This is a genomic window from Varibaculum cambriense DSM 15806, from assembly GCF_000420065.1.
Taxonomy (GTDB): Bacteria; Actinomycetota; Actinomycetes; order Actinomycetales; family Actinomycetaceae; genus Varibaculum; species Varibaculum cambriense.
Genome location: NZ_ATUF01000002.1, coordinates 1,141,493 through 1,161,665, shown reverse-complemented (window position 1 = coordinate 1,161,665; position 20,173 = coordinate 1,141,493). Strand labels below are relative to the sequence as shown.

13 protein-coding genes and 3 rRNA genes are annotated in these 20,173 nt (G+C 53.8%); 2 read left to right on the top strand and 14 right to left on the bottom strand.

Features of this window, described 5'->3' with window-relative positions; genetic code table 11:
• Positions 1-17: 17 nt before the first annotated feature.
• The 5 genes from rrf to F605_RS0105155 all read right to left on the bottom strand — a co-directional run bounded on the left by rrf (position 18) and on the right by F605_RS0105155 (position 8,151).
• Positions 18-134: ribosomal RNA gene (gene rrf / locus F605_RS0105175) — 5S ribosomal RNA — on the bottom strand.
• A 167-nt stretch (positions 135-301) separates the two neighbouring features.
• Positions 302-3,377, bottom strand: a 23S ribosomal RNA gene (locus tag F605_RS0105170).
• A 295-nt stretch (positions 3,378-3,672) separates the two neighbouring features.
• Positions 3,673-5,212: ribosomal RNA gene (locus tag F605_RS0105165) — 16S ribosomal RNA — on the bottom strand.
• The 16S, 23S and 5S rRNA genes sit together here, the layout of an rRNA operon.
• Before the next feature lie 477 nt (positions 5,213-5,689).
• Positions 5,690-6,955 (bottom strand): tyrosine--tRNA ligase, encoded by a 1,266-nt coding sequence (gene tyrS / locus F605_RS0105160; RefSeq protein ID WP_022864835.1) that lies wholly within the window; start codon positions 6,953-6,955, stop codon positions 5,690-5,692.
• 128 nt (positions 6,956-7,083) lie between these two features.
• Positions 7,084-8,151 carry a PTS sugar transporter subunit IIC gene (locus F605_RS0105155; RefSeq protein WP_022864834.1) on the bottom strand — a complete coding sequence of 356 codons (1,068 nt, stop codon included), beginning with the start codon at positions 8,149-8,151 and terminating at the stop codon, positions 7,084-7,086.
• Between the two features lie 83 nt (positions 8,152-8,234).
• Here F605_RS0105155 and F605_RS0105150 point away from each other — a divergent pair, with 83 nt between their 5' ends.
• The gene (locus F605_RS0105150) at positions 8,235-8,939 is read left to right on the top strand and encodes an NUDIX hydrolase (protein ID WP_197413820.1); all 705 of its coding nucleotides are present in this window, start codon (positions 8,235-8,237) and stop codon (positions 8,937-8,939) included.
• A 43-nt stretch (positions 8,940-8,982) separates the two neighbouring features.
• Here the strand turns inward: F605_RS0105150 and argH are convergent, their stop codons facing one another.
• The 7 genes from argH to F605_RS0105115 form a co-directional block, all read right to left on the bottom strand.
• Positions 8,983-10,410: an argininosuccinate lyase gene (gene argH / locus F605_RS0105145; RefSeq protein WP_022864832.1), complete on the bottom strand. Its 1,428-nt coding sequence runs from the start codon at positions 10,408-10,410 to the stop codon at positions 8,983-8,985.
• 1 nt (position 10,411) lies between these two features.
• Entirely contained in the window at positions 10,412-11,626 is a 1,215-nt protein-coding gene (locus F605_RS0105140) for an argininosuccinate synthase (RefSeq protein WP_027723615.1), read from the bottom strand.
• A complete protein-coding gene (locus F605_RS0105135) occupies positions 11,623-12,870 on the bottom strand; it encodes an aspartate aminotransferase family protein (RefSeq protein WP_022864830.1) in 1,248 nt (415 codons plus the stop codon). Before F605_RS0105135 ends, F605_RS0105140 begins: the two co-directional genes overlap by 4 nt.
• Positions 12,863-13,759 (bottom strand): acetylglutamate kinase, encoded by an 897-nt coding sequence (gene argB / locus F605_RS0105130; RefSeq protein ID WP_022864829.1) that lies wholly within the window; start codon positions 13,757-13,759, stop codon positions 12,863-12,865. Before argB ends, F605_RS0105135 begins: the two co-directional genes overlap by 8 nt.
• Positions 13,756-14,937: a bifunctional glutamate N-acetyltransferase/amino-acid acetyltransferase ArgJ gene (argJ, locus tag F605_RS0105125; protein WP_022864828.1), complete on the bottom strand. Its 1,182-nt coding sequence runs from the start codon at positions 14,935-14,937 to the stop codon at positions 13,756-13,758. The genes argB and argJ overlap by 4 nt, the downstream gene beginning before the upstream one ends.
• The gene (argC, locus tag F605_RS0105120) at positions 14,934-15,992 is read right to left on the bottom strand and encodes an N-acetyl-gamma-glutamyl-phosphate reductase (RefSeq protein WP_022864827.1); all 1,059 of its coding nucleotides are present in this window, start codon (positions 15,990-15,992) and stop codon (positions 14,934-14,936) included. Before argC ends, argJ begins: the two co-directional genes overlap by 4 nt.
• 219 nt (positions 15,993-16,211) lie before the next feature.
• On the bottom strand, positions 16,212-16,700 hold the full coding sequence (locus F605_RS0105115; protein ID WP_022864826.1) for a flavodoxin domain-containing protein: 489 nt from the start codon (positions 16,698-16,700) through the stop codon (positions 16,212-16,214).
• 76 nt (positions 16,701-16,776) lie between these two features.
• Between F605_RS0105115 and F605_RS11025 the strand changes: the two genes are divergently transcribed.
• Positions 16,777-17,781: a hypothetical protein gene (locus F605_RS11025; protein ID WP_022864825.1), complete on the top strand. Its 1,005-nt coding sequence runs from the start codon at positions 16,777-16,779 to the stop codon at positions 17,779-17,781.
• Here F605_RS11025 and F605_RS10005 read toward each other — a convergent pair.
• A complete protein-coding gene (locus F605_RS10005) occupies positions 17,774-18,571 on the bottom strand; it encodes a CDP-alcohol phosphatidyltransferase family protein (protein ID WP_022864824.1) in 798 nt (265 codons plus the stop codon). The genes F605_RS11025 and F605_RS10005 overlap by 8 nt on opposite strands.
• Before the next feature lie 81 nt (positions 18,572-18,652).
• Positions 18,653-20,131: an alanine/glycine:cation symporter family protein gene (locus F605_RS0105100; protein ID WP_022864823.1), complete on the bottom strand. Its 1,479-nt coding sequence runs from the start codon at positions 20,129-20,131 to the stop codon at positions 18,653-18,655.
• Between the last annotated feature and the right edge of the window lie 42 nt (positions 20,132-20,173).

Below are 20,173 nucleotides of genomic sequence, written 5' to 3'. Positions count from 1 at the left end.
CTGCCTGTTTAATGTGGTTGTGGTGGTTTCTTACTCTCCCGCGCTCGTTGGGGCGTAGTACCATCAGCGTTGCCTAGCTTAGCTTCCAGGTTCGGGATGGGACTGGGCGTGTCCTAGGCGCTATGACCACCACAAGACTATGTGTTCCACCCCCACTATTTTTATAACTGCTAACCATTAGGTTTGGTTAGCTTCTTTTGGGGGGGGCACCGTTCTTGTTAACGGATCAAGGAGAGTGGGTGTGAGCGTCTTCGTGACGAAATGGTGTGGGATGCTTGAACACTGTGTTCTTTGTGTTGTGTTTTGTTTTTTAATGGTTCTTTAGTACCAGTCAGCTTTGCGTTTTACAACGTGTACACTTCTGGCCTATCTACCCAGTAGTCTGCTGGGAACCTAAAAGACCTCATCTTAAAGCAGGCTTCCCGCTTAGATGCTTTCAGCGGTTATCCTTTCCGAACATAGCCAACCAGCCATGCACCTGGCGGTACAACTGGCACACCAGAGGTTCGTCCATCCCGGTCCTCTCGTACTAGGGACAGGACTTTTTCAAGTCTTAACGCGCGCAGCGGATAGGGACCGAACTGTCTCACGACGTTCTGAACCCAGCTCGCGTACCGCTTTAATGGGCGAACAGCCCAACCCTTGGGACCAACTCCAGCCCCAGGATGCGACGAGCCGACATCGAGGTGCCAAACCATGCCGTCGATATGGACTCTTGGGCAAGATCAGCCTGTTATCCCCGGGGTACCTTTTATCCGTTGAGCGACAACGCTTCCATAAGCCATTGCCGGATCACTAGTTCCTACTTTCGTACCTGCTCCACCCGTCAGTGTCACAGTCAAGCTTCCTTGTGCACTTACACTCGAACCCTGATTACCAACCAGGATGAGGAAACCTTTGAGCGCCTCCGTTACCATTTAGGAGGCAACCGCCCCAGTTAAACTACCCACCAGGCACTGTCCCTAACCCAGATAATGGGCCCAGGTTCAGATAACCAGCAACATCAGAGTGGTATTTCACTTGCCGACTCCACAAAAACTAGCGTTCCTGCTTCAACGTCTCCCACCTATCCTACACAAACACAACCAGCCACCAATACCAAGCTATAGTAAAGGTCCCGGGGTCTTTCCGTCCTGCTGCGCGTAACGAGCATCTTTACTCGTAATGCAATTTCGCCGAGTTCGCGGTCAAGACAGCACAGAAGTCGTTACGCCATTCGTGCAGGTCGGAACTTACCCGACAAGGAATTTCGCTACCTTAGGATGGTTATAGTTACCACCGCCGTTTACCGGGGCTTAAATTCACCGCTTCGCCAAAGCTAACAGCTCCTCTTAACCTTCCGGCACCGGGCAGGCGTCAGTGCGTATACCTCGCCTTACGGCTTCGCACGCACCTATGTTTTTGATAAACAGTCGCTTCCATCTTGCTATTGCACCCCACACCCCCTAACCACGAAAAGCAGTTTCAAAGGGTGGGGCCTCCTTCTCCCGAAGTTACGGAGGCAATTTGCCGAATTCCTTAACCACGATTCACTCGCTCGCCTTAGTATTCTCTACCCAACTACCAGAGTCGGTTTAGGGTACGGGCGGAACAACACCTCACAACGCAGCTTTTCTCGACAGTACAGACCAACCCTGTTATCGACCCAAAAAGGCCTCACCATCACCCCTCACCCTTAACGCCTCCCGGATTTAACCTAGAAGACAGGCTACAGGCTTGAACACGGTAAACCACCACCGCGCCAGGCAATCTCACTGTGTCACCACGAAGCTAAAACACTCAAACCAAAAACCCAAAACCCAACAATCCCTGCCAACCCGAAGGAAGACAAAAACTGAAAAGGGCGTCAAGCTCAAAAGTAAGAGCATCAAAAAACGGTCCTATCCCGGTAGCAGAATATCAACTGCTCAACCATCGACTACGCCTGACGGCCTCGCCTTAGGACCCGACTAACCCAGGGCGGATAAACCTTCCCCTGGAACCCTTAGTTTATCGGCGCCAGCGATTCTCACGCTGGACTCGCTACTCATGCCTGCATTCTCACTCCCACACCACACACGACCCATCACCAGGCCGCTACAACAATGCAGGACGCTCCCCTACCCCACAACAAAAAATGTTGTAGTCACAGTTTCGGTGGCATGCTTAAGCCCCACTACATTATCGGCGCACAATCACTCGACCAGTAAGCTATTACGCACTCTTTCAAGGGTGGCTGCTTCTAAGCCAACCTCCTGGCTGTCAACGCAACTACACATCCTTTTCCACTCAGCACACACTTAGGGACCTTAACCGATGATCAGGGCTGTTTCCCTCTCGACAACGAAGCTTATCCCCCGCTGTCTGACTGCCCCACCAACTTAACGCGCATTCGGAGTTTAGCAGATCTCAGTAACCAACAAGGCCCATCAACCAACCAGTAGCTCTACCACACGCAAGCAAAAGATGGAACGCTATACCTAAATATATTTCGGGGAGAACCAGCTATCACGGAGTTTGATTGGCCTTTCACCCCTACCCACAGCTCATCCCCCAGGTTTTCAACCCTGGTGGGTGCGGTCCTCCACGACGTTCTACCGCCGCTTCAACCTGGCCATGGGTAGATCACCCCGCTTCGGGTCTATGCCACGCAACTAAAACGCCCCCAGGACTCGGTTTCCCTACGACTACCCCACAACAGGTTAACCTCGCAACGCAACATAACTCGCAGGCTCATTCTTCAATAGGCACGCCACCACCACACCAGTCCGAAGACCCCGCGGCTCTGACGGCTTAAAAACGCTTGGTTTCAGGAACTATTTCACTCCCCTCCCGGGGTACTTTTCACCATTCCCTCACGGTACTAATCCACTATCGGTCACCATGCCCGTCCAGGCTTACCCAATGGTCTGGGCAGATTCACACGAGATTCCACGAGCCCCGCGCTACTCGGGAACAAAACCCAACGCAAAGCATGCACAACCAGCTACCCGACTCTCACGGTCTACGGCCAGGCATCCCAACCTGTTCACCTCGCACACACAAAAACGCTCCAAGAACCGGCAGATTCTCAACGACTTCGTCCCACAACCCCGCCCGCGCAACCCCTGCCGAGTATCACACGCAAACGGTTTAGCCAACACCCGCTATCGCTCACCACTACACACGGACTATCTCACAAAAGGCGGTACTAAGATGTTTCACTTCCCACCCTACCAACACACACCTATCAAAACTTCAGTGCGCGCCAACCACACACAACTATGGTTAGGTTACCCCATTCGGAAACCCCCGGATCAACGCACGCTCGCTAACTCCCCGAGGCTATCGCCAGCCACAACGTCCTTCATCGGCACACGATGCCAAGGCATCCACCAAACGCTCAAAACAAAAAACAAACCAATAAACAAAAAAACACCAACCACCCCAAAAAACGAGGCGGTCAACGAACAAGATTCTCACATCAAAAGCATCACAAAGACACTCACATCCACTCTCCAAAAAACAAACAACCAACCCAAAAAACCCCAAAAGCACCAAACCCTTGAAAGTCAATGAGCCAAACAAACAAACCCAAGGGGCCTGATTGTTCCTATACCCGACAGCCCCCCAAAACCAAACCCAAAAGCCACAGCCCTGGGGGGAAAGTGTTTTTCCGTTTCATTCGCGCTTTAAATAAACAATTCTCCCTAGAAAGGAGGTGATCCAGCCGCACCTTCCGGTACGGCTACCTTGTTACGACTTCGTCCCAATCGCTAGCCCCACCTTCACCCGCTCCCCCTCAAAAAGAGTTAGGCCACAAGCTTCGAGTGTTACCAACTTTCGTGACGTGACGGGCGGTGTGTACAAGGCCCGAGAACGTATTCACCGCAGCGTTGCTGATCTGCGATTACTAGCGACTCCACCTTCACGGGGCCGAGTTGCAGACCCCGATCCGAACCAAGACGCCCTTTAAGAGATTCGCCCCACCTTACGGTATCGCAACCCTCTGTAGACGCCAATGTAGCATGCGTGAAGCCCAAGACATAAGGGGCATGATGATTTGACGTCATCCCCACCTTCCTCCGAGTTAACCCCGGCAGTCTCCCACGAGTCCCCAACACAACTTGCTGGCAACATAGGACAAGGGTTGCGCTCGTTGCGGGACTTAACCCAACATCTCACGACACGAGCTGACGACAACCATGCACCACCTGCACACCAGCCAAAAAGGAAAACCCATCTCTGGATCGGTCCAGTGCATGTCAAGCCTTGGTAAGGTTCTTCGCGTTGCATCGAATTAATCCGCATGCTCCGCCGCTTGTGCGGGCCCCCGTCAATTCCTTTGAGTTTTAGCCTTGCGACCGTACTCCCCAGGCGGGGAACTTAACGCGTTAGCTACGACGCAGAAGACAAAAAAGCCCCCCACACCCAGTTCCCACCGTTTACAGCATGGACTACCAGGGTATCTAATCCTGTTCGCTCCCCATGCTTTCGCTCCTCAGTGTCAGTAACAGCCCAGAGACCCGCCTTCGCCACCGGTATTCCTCCTGATATCTGCGCATTCCACCGCTACACCAGGAATTCCAGCCTCCCCTACTGCACTCAAGCCAGCCCGTACCCACCGCAAACCCACAGTTAAGCCATGAGCTTTCACGACAGACGCAACCAGCCACCTACAAGCCCTTTACGCCCAATAATTCCGGACAACGCTCGCGCCCTACGTATTACCGCGGCTGCTGGCACGTAGTTAGCCGGCGCTAATCAACCCCTACACTCAACACACCCCACGGTGCGCCTTGTTCAGAGCAAAAGAAGTTTACAACCCGAAGGCCTTCATCCCCCACGCGGCGTCGCTGCATCAGGCTTTCGCCCATTGTGCAATATCCCCCACTGCTGCCTCCCGCAGGAGTCTGGGCCGTATCTCAGTCCCAATGTGACCGACCACCCTCTCAGGCCGGCTACCCGTCAAAGCCTTGGTAGGCCATCACCCCACCAACAAGCTGATAGACCGCGAGCCCACCCTTTACCGAAAAAATCTTTCCCACCCACCCCATGCGAGGCAGACAGAACATAAGGTATTAAACACCCTTTCGGAAGCTTATCCCAAAGAAAAGGACAGGTTACTCACGTGTTACTCACCCGTTCGCCACTCTCACCAAAAAGTGCAAGCACTTCTTGGATCCCGTTCGACTTGCATGTGTTAAGCACGCCGCCAGCGTTCATCCTGAGCCAGGATCAAACTCTCCAACAAAAACCAAAAACATCGGTTCAAGCCAGAAAACAATCCAGCAAAAACAAACACCAACAATCAAAAAACAAAACGTTCCAAAATCATCAGCATCAAAAAAACAAAAAACAGAAAAAAACCAAAACACCCACCAAAACCAGCAGGCACCCCAGTTCAATCCCACACAAACAAAACAAAAAAACACACTATCGAGAACACAAACAACCAAACCACAAACCAACCAAAAACGATCAGTAAAGGTCGCTGCGCGAAAAACGCGCGAGTCTCAGTCTAACAGATTTGATTTTCGGCTTGCAACTTATTTTTAAGTGAAACAGGCCATAAAACCAGTTTTTATCTGTTAAGTACTAAGTCAAACAATCTAGCCCACAGGCCCAGAACCGAAGCTCTCTGCCGGGGCAACAGGTATTAACTTACCTACTGCAGTTAGAAAACTTCAAACTGAGACGCGGTGAGCTCTCACACATTGCCAAAAATAAGCTATTTCTGCAGGTAAGCGGCAGCTAGATTGCGCTTACCTTTCCGGAAAAGCACCAAAGACCCCGGCAGCACATCCTCGGAAGTGATAGTCCGATCCGGGTCAGTGATTTTCTGATTGTTCAGATAAGCGCCGCCGTTCTTAATGGTGCGCATCGCCGCGCCGCGCCCCTTCTCAAAGCCTGCTGCTATCAGCAGATCCACCAGGTTAGTTTTCCCGATTTCTACCGTGGCACTGGGCAAATGGGCAGTCGCTCCCTTCAGAGTCTTGCCGTCCACCTGACGCAGATCGCCACTACCCCACAGGGCTTCGGTAGCTGCCAAAACCTGATCCAGCGCCTCTTGACCATGCACGAGACGGGTTACCTCCGCGGCCAGCGCCTTTTGAGCTTCCCGTTTATGAGGACGCTCGGCTACCTCGACTGCCAACGCTTCGATTTCCTCACGGGATAGGAAAGTAAATACCTTCAGGAATCGAACTACGTCCGCGTCTTCGGCGCCCAGCCAGAACTGGTAGAACTCGTAGGGCGAAAGCATCTCCGGATCTAGCCAAATTGCCCCGCCCTCGGATTTACCAAACTTGGAGCCATCCGCCTTGGTAATCAAAGGAGTGGTCATGACATGGACGTCTTTGCCCTCTACCTTGTGGATTAGATCCATGCCGCCCACCAGGTTGCCCCACTGATCGTTGCCTCCAGTTTCCAGAGTGCAGCCGTAGCGGCGGTATAACTGCAAGAAATCATAGGCTTGCAGGATTTGGTAGCTGAACTCGGTGTAGGAAATTCCTTCTTCAGACTTCAGACGCCGCGCCACCGCATCTTTGGACAGCATGGTTCCCATCCGGAAGTTTTTACCCAAGTCCCGTAGGAGTTCAATCGCTCCTAGATCCTGGATCCAGTCCATATTGTTGACCATGATTGCCGGGTTATCGCCCTCGAAATCCAGGAAACGGCTGATTTGCCCGCGCAGGCGTTCCACCCAGCCCGCGACTACTTCTTTAGGTTGCAGCTGCCGCTCCGCGGTCATCCGGGGATCCCCGATCAGGCCGGTAGCACCCCCAACCAGAGCGATTGGACGGTGCCCTGCCTTTTGCAAATGCCGCATCATCAGCACCTGCACCAAATGTCCGTGATGCAGGGAAGCAGCAGTAGGATCAAAACCGCAATAGAAAGTGACCGGTCCATTGGCAAGTGCTTCCCGCAGTTTCGCGAGATCAGTGTGCTGGGCAAGTAAGCCCCGCCATTCCAGCTCATCAATAATATCGGCCACGATATTCCTTTCTTATGCAGGTTAAACCCGTGATCCCCCTCGAGGTGAACACGTCTATACTCTTCTCGGGCTTAGTCTAACCTACCTGCGGACGCAGCTGACGGTTTGCTTCCTATCCGGAATGCTGCCTATTTTTCGAGCAGCATATCCCCGGTCTTAATCCAGCCCTTCTTCCGCATAAATTCGGAGAAAAGCAGGGACAGCGCGGCGGGAGCAATAAAATGCAGTAGCAAAATCATTCCCAAAAGTACCGGCCAGGAAGTGGTTGGCCCCATAACGTTCCAGGTCATAATCTGTCCTACCAGGCCGGAAGTTCCCATTCCAGAGCCGGCCGCATTCGATTCCATTTTGAAAACCATAGTGGCGATGGGTCCGAGAATCGCGGATGCCAAGGTGGGGGGAATCCAGATTAAGGGGTGCCGCATAATATTGGGCACTTGCAGCATAGAAGTGCCGATACCCTGCGAGATTAGGCCGGAAACTTTGTTTTCGCGATAGGACGCGACGGCGAAACCTATCATCTGCGCACTACACCCTACGGTGGCCGCCCCGGCTGCCAGGCCGGATAGCCCCAAGACGATTCCCAGAGCTGCTGAGGAAATCGGGAGCGTTAAGATCATCCCCATCAGCACCGACACAATAATGCCCATTAGGAAGGGTTGTCGCTCAGTTCCCCAGTTAATGATGGCTCCTAAAGCTGTCATTAGCTCCGAGATACCTGGCCCGATGGCCAGACCTACGATAGCGCCGCTGGTAACCGTAACGAAGGGGGTAACCAATATATCTACCGGAGTTTTACCTGAAACCAGCAGACCAAACTCAACTGCTACGAAGGAGGCGATAAACGCCCCCAGCGGCTCGCCTGGTCCTTTCAACTGCATAGAAAGACCGTCCACGATTCCGCCGCTCAAGATTTTCGCAGCATGGGCGCCAATCATTCCGGCTAGACCGGTGCCTACCACCACAAAGGTAGAGGCCTTCAGACGATGAGCTACCCCTATCCCGATGCCAGCGCCGGTAAGTACCGAGGCTACCGAACCGATCAGTACCAACCCTCGCCCGATTATTCCCGGAATGAAACCGCCTACTTGCACCATGATGGTGCCGATAATCAGGGAGGCGAATAACCCATGCGCCATGCCAGTCATCGCATCGATGAAAAATAGCGATAGCCAGCCTTTAATACGTTGTTTCATCTTGGAAACTTTCCTTCTCGAGGTAACTCTTTCAGTTTTCGCCTAACAGTCGAAAACTGAAATTTAAGCTACCATAAGATTTTGTGAGAACCCAATTGCGAGACGCCGAAAAAGTTGCCGTCTATCGGCATGAGGCGCTGAGCGTAGTCTTGCAAATCCGCGGAGATTCCCCGCAGCTAATGGTGCTGGTTGCGCAGCGCGATCACTCCCCCTTTCAGGGTTTACCTGCCCTCCCCTCCGGACCTTTAGAACCAGCAGAAAACCTCGGCGCCAGTGCTTTTCGTCACCTTTCCGAAAAAATGGATATTGCCGCGCTTTCCTATATGGAACAGCTCGGCACCCGCTCCGATCCCTCCCGCGACCCCAGCCAACGCACCGTGGCCACCGCCTATTTGGGGCTAGTACCTTCCCAAGTAAAAACTACGATTCCCACTTACGCCCAGTGGATGCCGGTAAACCACCTGCCGCAAATGGCCTATGACCACGCCAATATTATTTCCGAGGGCGTAGACCGACTGCGGGCAAAACTTTCCTACACCAATATTGCGTTTGCCTTGGCGCCCCCGGATTTCACCATGGCGGAGCTAACCCACCTCTACCAGGCCGCTCTAGGGCATGAAGTCTCCCCTACTAATCTGCAGCGGGTTCTAACTCGCCGCGGGCAGCTTGCCCCCACCGGTCAACGTAAAGCCCCCGGCACCAAAGGGGGGCGTCCCGCTCGCCGTTTCCGCTTCACCAAGCACACCTTGCAGGTAACCGACCCCTTCGCCATCCTCCGTCCCTCCTAAAGAACGCAAAATCCGCCCCCACGCGCGGCTATTAAGCAAGGGACTACTTAAATTCCAGATGCTTGCCAGCAAAATCGGTGCGGATGCGCGCGATCTGCTGCTCGGCGGATTCGATCTGCCGCGCCACCTGTGCGGGTGCCGTACCTCCGCGGCCGGCACGCGCCCGCACGGAACCGGCGGGGCTGAGCACTTCCCGTACCTCGGGGGTCAGCAGCGGATTGATAGCGGCGAACTGCTCGTCGCTCAAATCCGCTAGTTCTATCCCGTTTTCTTCACATTTGCGCACGCAAGCGCCGGATACTTCATGTGCTTTCCGGAAGGGCATTCCTCGCGCCACTAGCCATTCGGCAATATCAGTGGCCAGCGAAAATCCTTGGGGCGCAAGTTCTTCTAGGCGAGGATAGTCGATCTCCATAGTGGCTACCATGCCGCTTACAGCCGGCAACAGTACTTCTAATGTGTCGATCTGGTCGAAAACTGGTTCTTTGTCTTCTTGCAGGTCACGCGCATAGGCGAAGGGGAGCCCTTTGAGGACTGTCAGCAGTCCGGTTAAGTCCCCAATCATCCGGCCGGCCTTGCCGCGCGCCAGTTCTGCCACGTCCGGGTTCTTCTTTTGCGGCATGATTGACGAGCCGGTAGAAAACGCATCATCCAAGGTGACGTACCCAAATTCTTTGGTGTTCCAAATAATGATTTCTTCCGCGAGGGAGGAAATATCGATCCCAGTCTGGGCGCAGATGAACGCAAATTCGGCTACCACGTCGCGAGTGGCGGTCCCGTCTATAGAGTTTTCTACTACCCGGTCAAAGGCCAGGTCTTCCCCTACTTGTACCGGATCCAATCCCAGGGTGTTACCTGCGAGCGCCCCAGATCCGTAGGGACTGGCGGCGGCGCGCCGATCCCAATCCTGAAGACGCTCGATATCCCGCAACAGCGGCCACACATGGGCAAGTAACTGGTGGGCCAGCAATACCGGCTGGGCGTGCTGCATATGGGTGCGTCCCGGCATGACTGTATCCCCGGCAGCTTTCGCCTGGCTCAACAGAGCTTCTGCGACCTCAATGATTCGCTCCGCGAGGGCGCGCGCCTGGTTTCGTAGGTACATCCGAATGAGGGTGGCGATCTGGTCGTTGCGGCTGCGTCCAGCGCGCAGTTTTCCTCCTAGATGCCCTCCGGCCTCCTCTAATAGCCCTCGCTCTAAGGCGGTATGCACGTCCTCGTCACCGGGGTCCGGGGTGAAGGCACCGCTTTTAACTTTTTCTTCCAGCCGCCCTAAAGCTGCCAGCATCTGCGATAGTTCTTCCGCGTCTAGCAGACCAGCTCCCGCGAGCGCCCGAGCGTGGGCGCGCGAGCCCGCCAAATCATAGAGCGCCAGGCGCCAATCGAACTGGGTAGATACTGAAAGTGCCGCTAAAGCCTGGGAAGGGCCGCCCGAGAAGCGTCCTCCCCATAGCGATACCTGCTCGCTCATATTATTTCTTGCTTTCTTTTTGTTCCCGCGCCGCTGCCAACTGGGTTGAGAGCCCATAGATTCCGATGAATCCCCGCGAGAGGGACTGGTCGAAGCTGTCTCCTGAATCGTAGGTCGCCAGGTTGAAGTCGTACAAGCCGACTGTAGAGCGCCGGCCATCAACTACTGCCCGCCCGCCGTGCAGAATCATCCGGATATCGCCGGTGACGTATTTTTGACTGTCCTCTACGAAGGCATCGAGCGAGCCTTTCAGCGGCGAATACCATTGGCCTTCATAAACCAGTTCTGACCAGCGCTGTTCCACTTGCCGTTTAAAGCGTCCTTGTTCGCGCTCCAAGGTCAGGTTTTCTAGGTTTTGGTGGGCAATAATCAGCGCCACTGCGCCGGGAGCCTCATAGATTTCCCGCGACTTAATCCCTACCAGCCGGTCTTCCACCATATCCAGGCGACCTATCCCCTGGGCGCCCGCCCGACGATTCATTTCCTGAATAATCTGCAGGGATGACATTTCTTGTCCGTCTAAAGCAACTGGAACACCCTGCTTAAAACTAATAACTACCTGGTCAGGAATCGGTGGATAGGCGGGATCATCGGTGTAAACATAGACGTCTTTAGTGGGCGGATTCCATAGATCCTCTAGGTATCCGGTTTCTACTGCGCGCCCCCACACGTTCTGGTCGATCGAGAAGGGGTTATGTTTGGTGGTTTCGATCGGGAGCTCGTGTTCTTCCGCGTACTTAATAGCCACGTCCCGGGTTAGCGCCAGGTCACGTACCGGAGAGATACATTTAATTTCCGGGTTTTGACTGGTGAGCGAAACCTCGAAACGTACCTGGTCATTACCTTTCCCGGTGCAACCATGAGCCACGGTATCGGCACCAAAGTCTTTCGCTACTTTCACCAAGTGTTTACAGATCAGCGGCCGAGAAAGCGCAGATACCAGCGGATATTGATCCATGTAAAGACCATTAGCTTTGATTGCCGGCAGGCAATATTCTTCGGCGAACTCATCTTTCGCGTCAGCCACATACGCATCTACTGCCCCGCAATCCAGGGCACGCTGGCGAATTACCTCCAGGTCTTCCCCGCCTTGCCCTACGTCAACGGCGCAGGCGATCACCTCTTTGCCAGTTTGTTCTCCGATCCAGCCGATGGCCACCGACGTGTCCAATCCGCCCGAATATGCTAGTACTACCCGATCTTTACTCATGGTTATTCTCCTTTTGCTAGGTCTAGTTCTACCTGCGTGAGCGCTTCTTTTAACGCCGGTATTAGGGTTTTTGCTTCCTCGAGTTCAATAATTAGGGGCGGCGCCAAGCGAATAATATTCGCCGCCGGAGCATTGACGATAAATCCCGCCTTAAACAGTGCTTTTGCGAGCTGGGGGGCAACATTTTTTTCGAGGACGAGGCCGCGTAACAGTCCTTGCCCCCGGGTCGTTTTGATCCCCGGGATTTGCGCTTCGGCGATCGCCCGCATCCAGGCGTCCCCCACTTTAGCGACGTGAGCCGGCAAATCCAGTTCCTCCATCAGGGTGATGGTACGCGTTATTACTGCACTTACCAGCGGGTTCCCTCCGAAAGTGGTGCCGTGACTTCCCGGTTTGAGGGCGCTGGCAGCGCGCTGGTTCATCGCTACGCAAGCCCCCACCGGCACCCCGGCACCTAGGCCTTTCGCCAGGGTCACCACATCCGGGATTATTTCTTTTCCGTCATGATAAATCCCCTGGTGGGCAAGCCATTTTCCGCATCTACCCATCCCGGTTTGTACTTCGTCAAAAATTAGTAGGGCGCCGGTTTGGTCGGCGAGCTGGCGTGCGGCCGCTAAAACTGCGGGGGCTAGGGGGATTACGCCTGCTTCGCCTTGTAGTGGTTCCAGGAAGATCGCGGATATTCCTTTCGGATCTACTCCCTGAATGCCGGCTACCGAAGCCTCTACGAACTCCGTAGGGCCGACGAAGGGAGCAAAAGGCTCACGGTAAGGAGCTTTATAGGTCAGTGAAAGCGACCCCAGGGTGCGGCCATGAAATGCGCCTTTTAGCGCAATCGCCCGGCCTCCCGGCTGAGCAGCTAGCGCCATTTTCAAGGCGGCCTCATTGGCTTCGGTTCCGGAGTTAACAAACAACACCCGCGCCTGGGCAGCGATTTTTTCGCTCGTCTGACTTGACCATCCGGCAGCGCAGATTCTTTTTACTGCCGCCGCGGCCTCTACCTGCTGCGGGGTAGTGAAAAAGTTAGAAACGTGGGTAAAGCGGCTGACCTGCTCCCCGATAGTCTTCACTATTTCTGGATGGGCGTATCCGAGGGCATTAACCGCAATCCCCGCCAATAAATCTAGGTATTCTTCCCCGTCGGCGTCCCACACCCTACTGCCTTTACCGTGCGTAAAGCAGGCTTGCGGCTGCCCGAAAACCCCTAACAGGTTTTCTTGATAGGCGCCTATCCATTCGGCATTAGTCATGGTTATCTCCCATCACCATAGTTCCAAATCCGGTATCGGTGAAGATTTCTAGCAACATCGAGTGCGGCACTCGCCCATCAATAATGGTGGCTCGGGGTACCCCTTGCTCACAGGCCTGGATGCAGGCCTGTACCTTGGGGCGCATTCCCGCTTCCAAGGTAGGTAACATTTCGGCGGCTTCACTGGCTTTTATCTGTGAGATCCGGGTATTCGGGTCTGGCCAGTTACGATAGAGCCCTTTTACATCGGTGAGTACGATCAACTTCTTAGCCCCTATAGCTCCCGCGACCGCAGCGGCTGCTAGATCCGCATTGATATTTAACACCTGCGTGGGGTTGTCTTGATTGACTGCGATTGAGGACACTACCGGGATCCGTCCGGACTGTAGTAAATCTTCTATTGGGCCGGGGTCAACTGCGGTCACTTGCCCAACTAACCCTAAGTCGACAGGCTTTCCTGCTACTGTGGCACTTTTTTTGACTGCCCGCAGGAATGCCCCGTCCTCTCCGGAGATGCCAATCGCGGCAATCGATTTTTCATTGAGTAGGGAGACCAGTTCCCGCTGCACCATCCCGGTGAGCACCATCCGCACAACTTTCATTACTTCCGGGCTGGTGACTCGCAGACCGGAGACGAAAGGAGCCTCGATCCCCAAAGTTTTCAGCATAGAACTGATTTGAGGCCCGCCGCCATGAACAACTATGGGTTCAATCCCCCATTCATGCAGGAAGCTTACATCCTGGGCGAAAGCTGCCTTGAGGTCTTCGGAGATCATGGCATTGCCACCGTATTTGATAACGATTCGCGAGCCGGAATATTCGCGCAGCCACGGCAGGGTTTCTAGCAGGATTCCGGCTTTATCTCCGGCAGATAGGTTTTTTGCACTCATGATGAATAGTCCGCATTGATATGAATATATTCGTGGGTAAGATCGTTGGTTAGCACGCTGGCCTGAGCTTTTCCAGCTCCTAGGCGTACCTCTAAATGCACCTCGCGACTGTCAAAGGGGACGTCTTCCCGGCTGCCCCAGGCGGCGCCGTTTTTACATACTTGTACCCCGTTGAACAGCACCGATACTTTGGAGGGGTCGTAGGGGCAAACACTTTCGGGAACGGTTCCCAGTTCGGAAACGATTCTGCCCCAGTTCGGGTCGCATCCGGCGATAGCGGTTTTTACCAGGTTTGAGCGGGAAATAGTTTTCGCCGCGATCAAAGCGCCGGCTTCGTTTTCGGCTTCGGTAACCGCGATCTCTACGGTGTGCTGTGCCCCTTCCGCGTCATCAGCGAGCTTGCGCGCCAACTGGGCGCAGGTTTCGGTCAGTGCCGCGGTAAATCCGCTGGGGACTTTTCCACTTTCCCCGGAGGCCAGCAAAATCACGGTGTCGTTGGTGGACATGCACCCATCAGAATCTAGCCGGTTAAAGGTTTTCGCACAGGCCACTTCCAGCGCTTTTTGGGCAGTTTCAGCATCGAGGAGGGCGTCGGTGGTGATCACACAAAGCATGGTGGCCAGAGCCGGGGCTAACATACCGGCTCCTTTCGCCATCCCCCCAATTTGGTAGCCGTCTGCCTGGTAATGAACAGTTTTCGGTTCGTTATCGGTGGTGAGAATCGCCCAAGAGGCATCAGCGCCGCCCTCTTCGCTAAGACTGGCGGCCGCAGTTTCAATCCCGGAGAGCATCTTGTCCATCGGCAGGGGCGTCCCAATCATCCCGGTAGAGCACACCAGTACTTGCCGCGGATCCATTTCCAGGGCTGTTCCAACTGCTTTCGCGGTGGCCACCGTATCTTTAAGACCGTTTTCCCCGGTACAAGCATTGGCGCTGCCGGAGTTAAGCACTACCGAGCGCATCCCGGTAGCCCCTTTACTGAGCACTGCCCGCGAGTAAAGTACGGGAGCGGCCGCGAAACGATTGGAGGTAAACACCCCGGCGGCCACCGGATTTTTCCCAGTGTTGAGGACGAGGGCTAAGTCCTTGCGTCCGCTGCGACGCATCCCGGAAGCGATTCCACAGGCCTTGAATCCCGGTATGCTGGTTACGCCTTGGAGTCTTTTATCGTTTTTCATGGGGCAACTCCAATCTGGTTAATGCCGCTATATTCGGGCAGGCCCAGCGCTAGGTTCGCTGATTGCACGGCAGCCTGCGCGGTGCCTTTACCCAAGTTATCGAGGGCGCTAAGGGCAATAATCTTGCCGGAACGCTGATCTAGCGCCACCTGTACCTGCACGTTCGCACTTCCGGTCACCGCTTGGGTTTGCGGCCAAATACCGGCTGGAAGTACCTGAATAAGGTTTTCTTCTTGATAAAAATCTTGATAGAGGGCGTGCAGCTGCTTCGTAGAAGTTTTTTCGGTAGCCCCGGCGGTTACGGTCGCCAAGATTCCCCGCGACATGGGCACTAACACCGGAGTAAGGGTGACTTTGTAGTCGCTAGCGTTTCTGCCGCTACTAACTGCAAAATTTTGCGCGATTTCAGGGATGTGTCGATGAGTTCCGCCCACTGCATAGGGTTGGGCGTTTCCCAGGGCAGAGGTGGCCAAAAGGTGTGGCTTTAGCGATTTTCCGGCCCCGGAATACCCCACCGCTAAGGTGGCCACAATATCTTCCGGATCTATCAAGCCCGCGGCCACCAGCGGCTGAAAGGCCAAGGTAACGGCAGTTACGTTACAGCCAGGAACTGCGATCTGCTTAGTTTGTTCCAACAGCTGGCGCTGACTCGAACCACCGAAGCCCTGCAGTTCCGGCATCCCATAGGTCCAGGCCCCACAGTATTCACCGCCATAGTAGTGGTCCCAGGCGTCTTGGGAAGTGAGCCGATGATCGGCTCCGCAATCTACCAGCAGGCTTTCCACCCCGGCCGCACGTAACTGTTCCGCTATTTTCCCGGATTGTCCGTGCGGGAGAGCCAAGAAAATCACGGCGCTGTCTTTTAGCACCCCCGGGTCAACTGCTTTTAATTCCTGCTGCGCTAATTGCGGAAGTTGGGGATGAAATTCCCCTAGCTTTTTGCCTACCGAGGAGGACGCGCACAGCTGGTCAACCTCAAAGACGGGGTGGGCAGCAACTATCCGCAGGATCTCTCCGCCGGCAAATCCGCTAGCACCAATAATTGATACCTTCATAGTGAATATTTATATCAAGTATTGAATACTTATACATAACTGCCGGGCGAGGCTGTGACTAGAGACACCTATAAAAGCTGGGCGCTACAAAACCGGATCAACTTTGCACAACCGTCCCTCAACCACCTCTATATATACAACTGTCCGCAGGTTGGCACCTAGCGAGGAATTCTCGCTAGGTGCCAACCTGCGGACAGTATCGAAAGAAAAGGAAAAGGTCTAAGCCTTGATTTCTTTAATAATTTTCTTTGCCCAGTCGCGGACTAAGTGGTCATCACGGAAGTCGCCCTCAACGGCTCCCCCCAGGCGGGCTACGGTGCGCTCGCGCAAAGACAGCTCCGTGGGGTCAAGTCTGCCGGGGAAAGTAATGTACTCTTTGGGCTCAATATTCAAAAGTACCGGACCAACCCGCGAGGGGTCTTGGACTTTGTCTTTCGGTACTCCCGACAGCCCTACCGAAAATGCCCACAGCGGCGTGCGGCGCAGTTCCGAAGCAAAGCGGCGACAAAAGTCATTGGCATTATCCATCCATTTGGTTAGATAAACCGCTGAGCCAATAATGACTGCTCCGTATCCATCTAGACTGTAGACTTCTTCTGGTTTTTCCAGATCCACTTCCAGACCGGCATTCTCCAGTTCCTCTACAATAACTTTTCCAACTTCTTCCGTCGCTCCATGCTTGGACGCGATAGTTACTAAAACCTTCATATCTCTAGTATGACCATTTTTTTCTTTCTTGTCGCGAAAAGACCGGAATTTCTAGATTTCTCATAGACTTGAAGCCATGGCGATGATCGATCCCTCCTTCAAAAATGGGCAAAAGCTCACCGATCTCGCTGTGGTATCCAAATATGCCTTGGATCCGGTGGTTATTTGTCGCAGTGCCGGTTTGCACCGCATCTCTGAACTGGGACGCGGCTGCACCCGGGATGTTTCTTGGCTATTTTCTCTTCCGGAACAGAGCCTTGACCACTTCCTGGCGACGAAAGAGGGCGACCAATTCTTAGGGCAGCTACGGGCAGATTTACAGAGGGCTTTCACGGTATGGCTGGGGGCCGGCACCCGAGAAGAGGCCGAACGGTTTTCTCGGATGCTAGGTACTGGAAGAATCCTTGATGTCGCGCAATACCCTAATGGCCGGGATTATCCCCGGCGACTAGTGGGAGCGATTATTAGCTCTCCGCAGGAAGAAGCTACCAAAATCCCCTGGATGCTCGATCCTGAAGACCTGCTGAAAGCGATCATTGACCGTTGGGAAGGTCTGAGTGTTCATGCCCGGCAGCGTATCCGCCACGCATTTTTGGGGATTGATGCGACCCATCTTCCTCCTAAGATATCGGGTGGCCTGAAGGCCTGTGGGATTATCGAGACTCGGCGTTCACCGCTAGTAAAATGGCTAACTGACCCCAAGGTGCTGGCTTATCTGGTGGTAATTACCTACTCCAGCCTGCGGGTGTTACCGGTGAGTCTAGTAAAAGAGTTTCATGGATCTCTGCTGGTGCTATGGACTATGGATATTGTTACTGCTATCCCCTACACCTGGGGGGTACTGGCCATGTTTACCGCCAAGCGCCAAATGGTTCGCATCGTAGGTACGTTTACTACCGCGATTACTTTCGCGGCTCCCTATGTATATTTCGCTATGACCGGCAAAGATTACCCTACATACGTGATAGTAATCGTCATTTTATTTATTATTTCTGGGTTCTTTGTAGAAGGCTCCAAATATCTACGCGAACGTTACCTGGTGAATTTTTTACTAAACCCACAAGAAACCGGAACTAACTGACATCTTTAGGGTTTGGTTGCGCCTGCTTGCGTTCCGCTTGCGGACCTACAAAAGTACGGATCACGCCGTTCCCGATAAAGTAAATGCCACTAATCCACCATGCCCACCACACGAAGGGGTTACGTTCGGGGAAGTAAATAGTCAGCCAAATAATGCAGGCCAGCCAAATTACCACTGACAAAATATTGAGCCACCGCAGTTTTTCTACCCGGAAGGGGTGACAGAAAGTAAGCGGAGAAAGCGTTAACACAATAAACAGCAGCACGATTGTCAGGTTGAACCACCAGGGCAACGCCACCAGATATAGATAGAGGATTACGATATTCCAGGCGGCCGGGAATCCCACGAAATAGTTATCGGAACTTTTGGCTTTCTTATTGCAGTAGCAAAACATGGAGGAGGCACAAACTGCTACCATCAGCAATTCTGTCACTATCAAGTCAATTCCCTTACCGGGAGTTCCCGGGGCGAAAACTAAGGTTTGAGACATGAAAATTGCGGGAATAAATGTCCAGGTCAAGTAGTCGACGATAAGGTCTAGAGCGGAACCATCAAACCAGGGAATAACTTCTTTAACCCGATAACGCCGCGCCAGGGTTCCATCCAAGCCATCAACAATCAGACTAATCGCCAGCCAACCCCACATTTGCAGGTAGTCGTGGCGCATTAAGGCAAGTACCGCGCACCCAGCCCAGACCACCCCGGAGGCGGTGAAGGCATGAACTGCCCAAGATTTCAGGTAGTCGCTACGCGTGAACTGAGAATCTACTTTCATGGGGATCTGTTCCATAGCCCCTATTTTGCCCTAGGCTTTCAAATACATGAAAACCTGAAACCTTAGCTCTTGGTTTCTTATAACGAGCGAGGGCATCTAGGCCTCAGTAGACAGGGATTTGCCTGGCTCTTCACTCCATACCTCGGTGGGTAACTCTGCCGGCAGATAGGGATTGTTTTTAGCAATGAACACCGGCACTGCCTCTTTATCGCGTCGCCGCGATGCCGAGTAATCCTTTAAGGCGCCTACTGCCCACTTCCATAGCAAGGTAATCGCTATCAGGTTGGTGATGGTCATAACCGCCATGGCGATATCCACCGCGTTCCATACTAGTGGCAGGGATACCACTGCCCCCAGCACCACCGAAGCCACGGAAACTATCCGCACCAACCAAGATGCCCAGGTTTTAGAGGTCACAAAAGACATATTCACATCGGAATAGACATAGGCGGCAATAATCGAAGAGAAGGCCAGCACCGAAATAATCAGCAACATTAAATAGGTTGACCACTCCCCTAACTGGGAGGCTACCGCCACCGTAGTTAAAGAGGCGGCCTGCGACGGATCGGCACCGGTCAGCACCGCTTTGGGCGCGCTCAAAATAATGATGGCGGTGGCAGAACACACGATGATGGTGTCTACAAACACCCCGAGCGATTGGATGAGACCTTGGCGCACCGGGTGAGAAACCGTGGCGGTAGCCGCGGCGTTGGGGGCAGTTCCCTGCCCGGCCTCGTTAGAAAACAGGCCGCGCTGCACCCCGTTGATCAGGGCAGCGAAGATTCCCCCGCCAATTCCGCCTCCGAGCGCCCCGCCGGTAAATGCGCTCTTTACGATTAAAGCTAGGATCGCGGGAATCTGCCCAATATTCATGACCAGGATAATCGCCGCGATAATCACGTAAACCACGGCCATAATGGGAGCCATCCATTCGGTTACCCGCGCCACCGAACGAATTCCTCCTAAAATAATCGGAGCTGCGAACACGAACAGTATCACCGCGATAATCGCCGAGTGCGTGCCCTGCTGGGCTGCAGTCGTGCCAAGAGTGGCCATAATCGATCCGGCAATCGCATTGGACTGCACCGAAGTGATCACGAAACCGCAGGTGATGATAGCGATAACCGCAAAGATAGAACCAAACCAGCGTTTGTGCAGCCCCAGCCACATATAGTAGGCCGGGCCGCCGCGGAAAGTACCGTCCTCGTTTTTAACTTTAAAAATCTGTGCCAGGGTGGATTCCATAAAGGAGGTAGCCATCCCCACTAGCGCTACTATCCACATCCAGAAGATCGCACCCGGCCCGCCGATGATTAGCGCGGCTGCCACTCCGAACACGTTACCTACTCCCACGCGCGCCGCCAGGGAAATAGTGAAGGCTTGGAAGGAAGAAATTCCTCCACGCGAGTCTTTGCGGGAGGACAACACTACGTGCCACATATGGCGGAAGAGGCGAAATTGCACTCCCCGGGTAATCACCGTGTAGAAGATTCCCAGTCCAATCAGGATCCAAACTTCGGCGTAGAGGGCGATAGCATCGGCTATTTGCTTCACGATTGCGGCGGCTTGATCCACGTTATTCTTTTCCTTTCATCCGCCCAAAAATCTTTTCGGCGT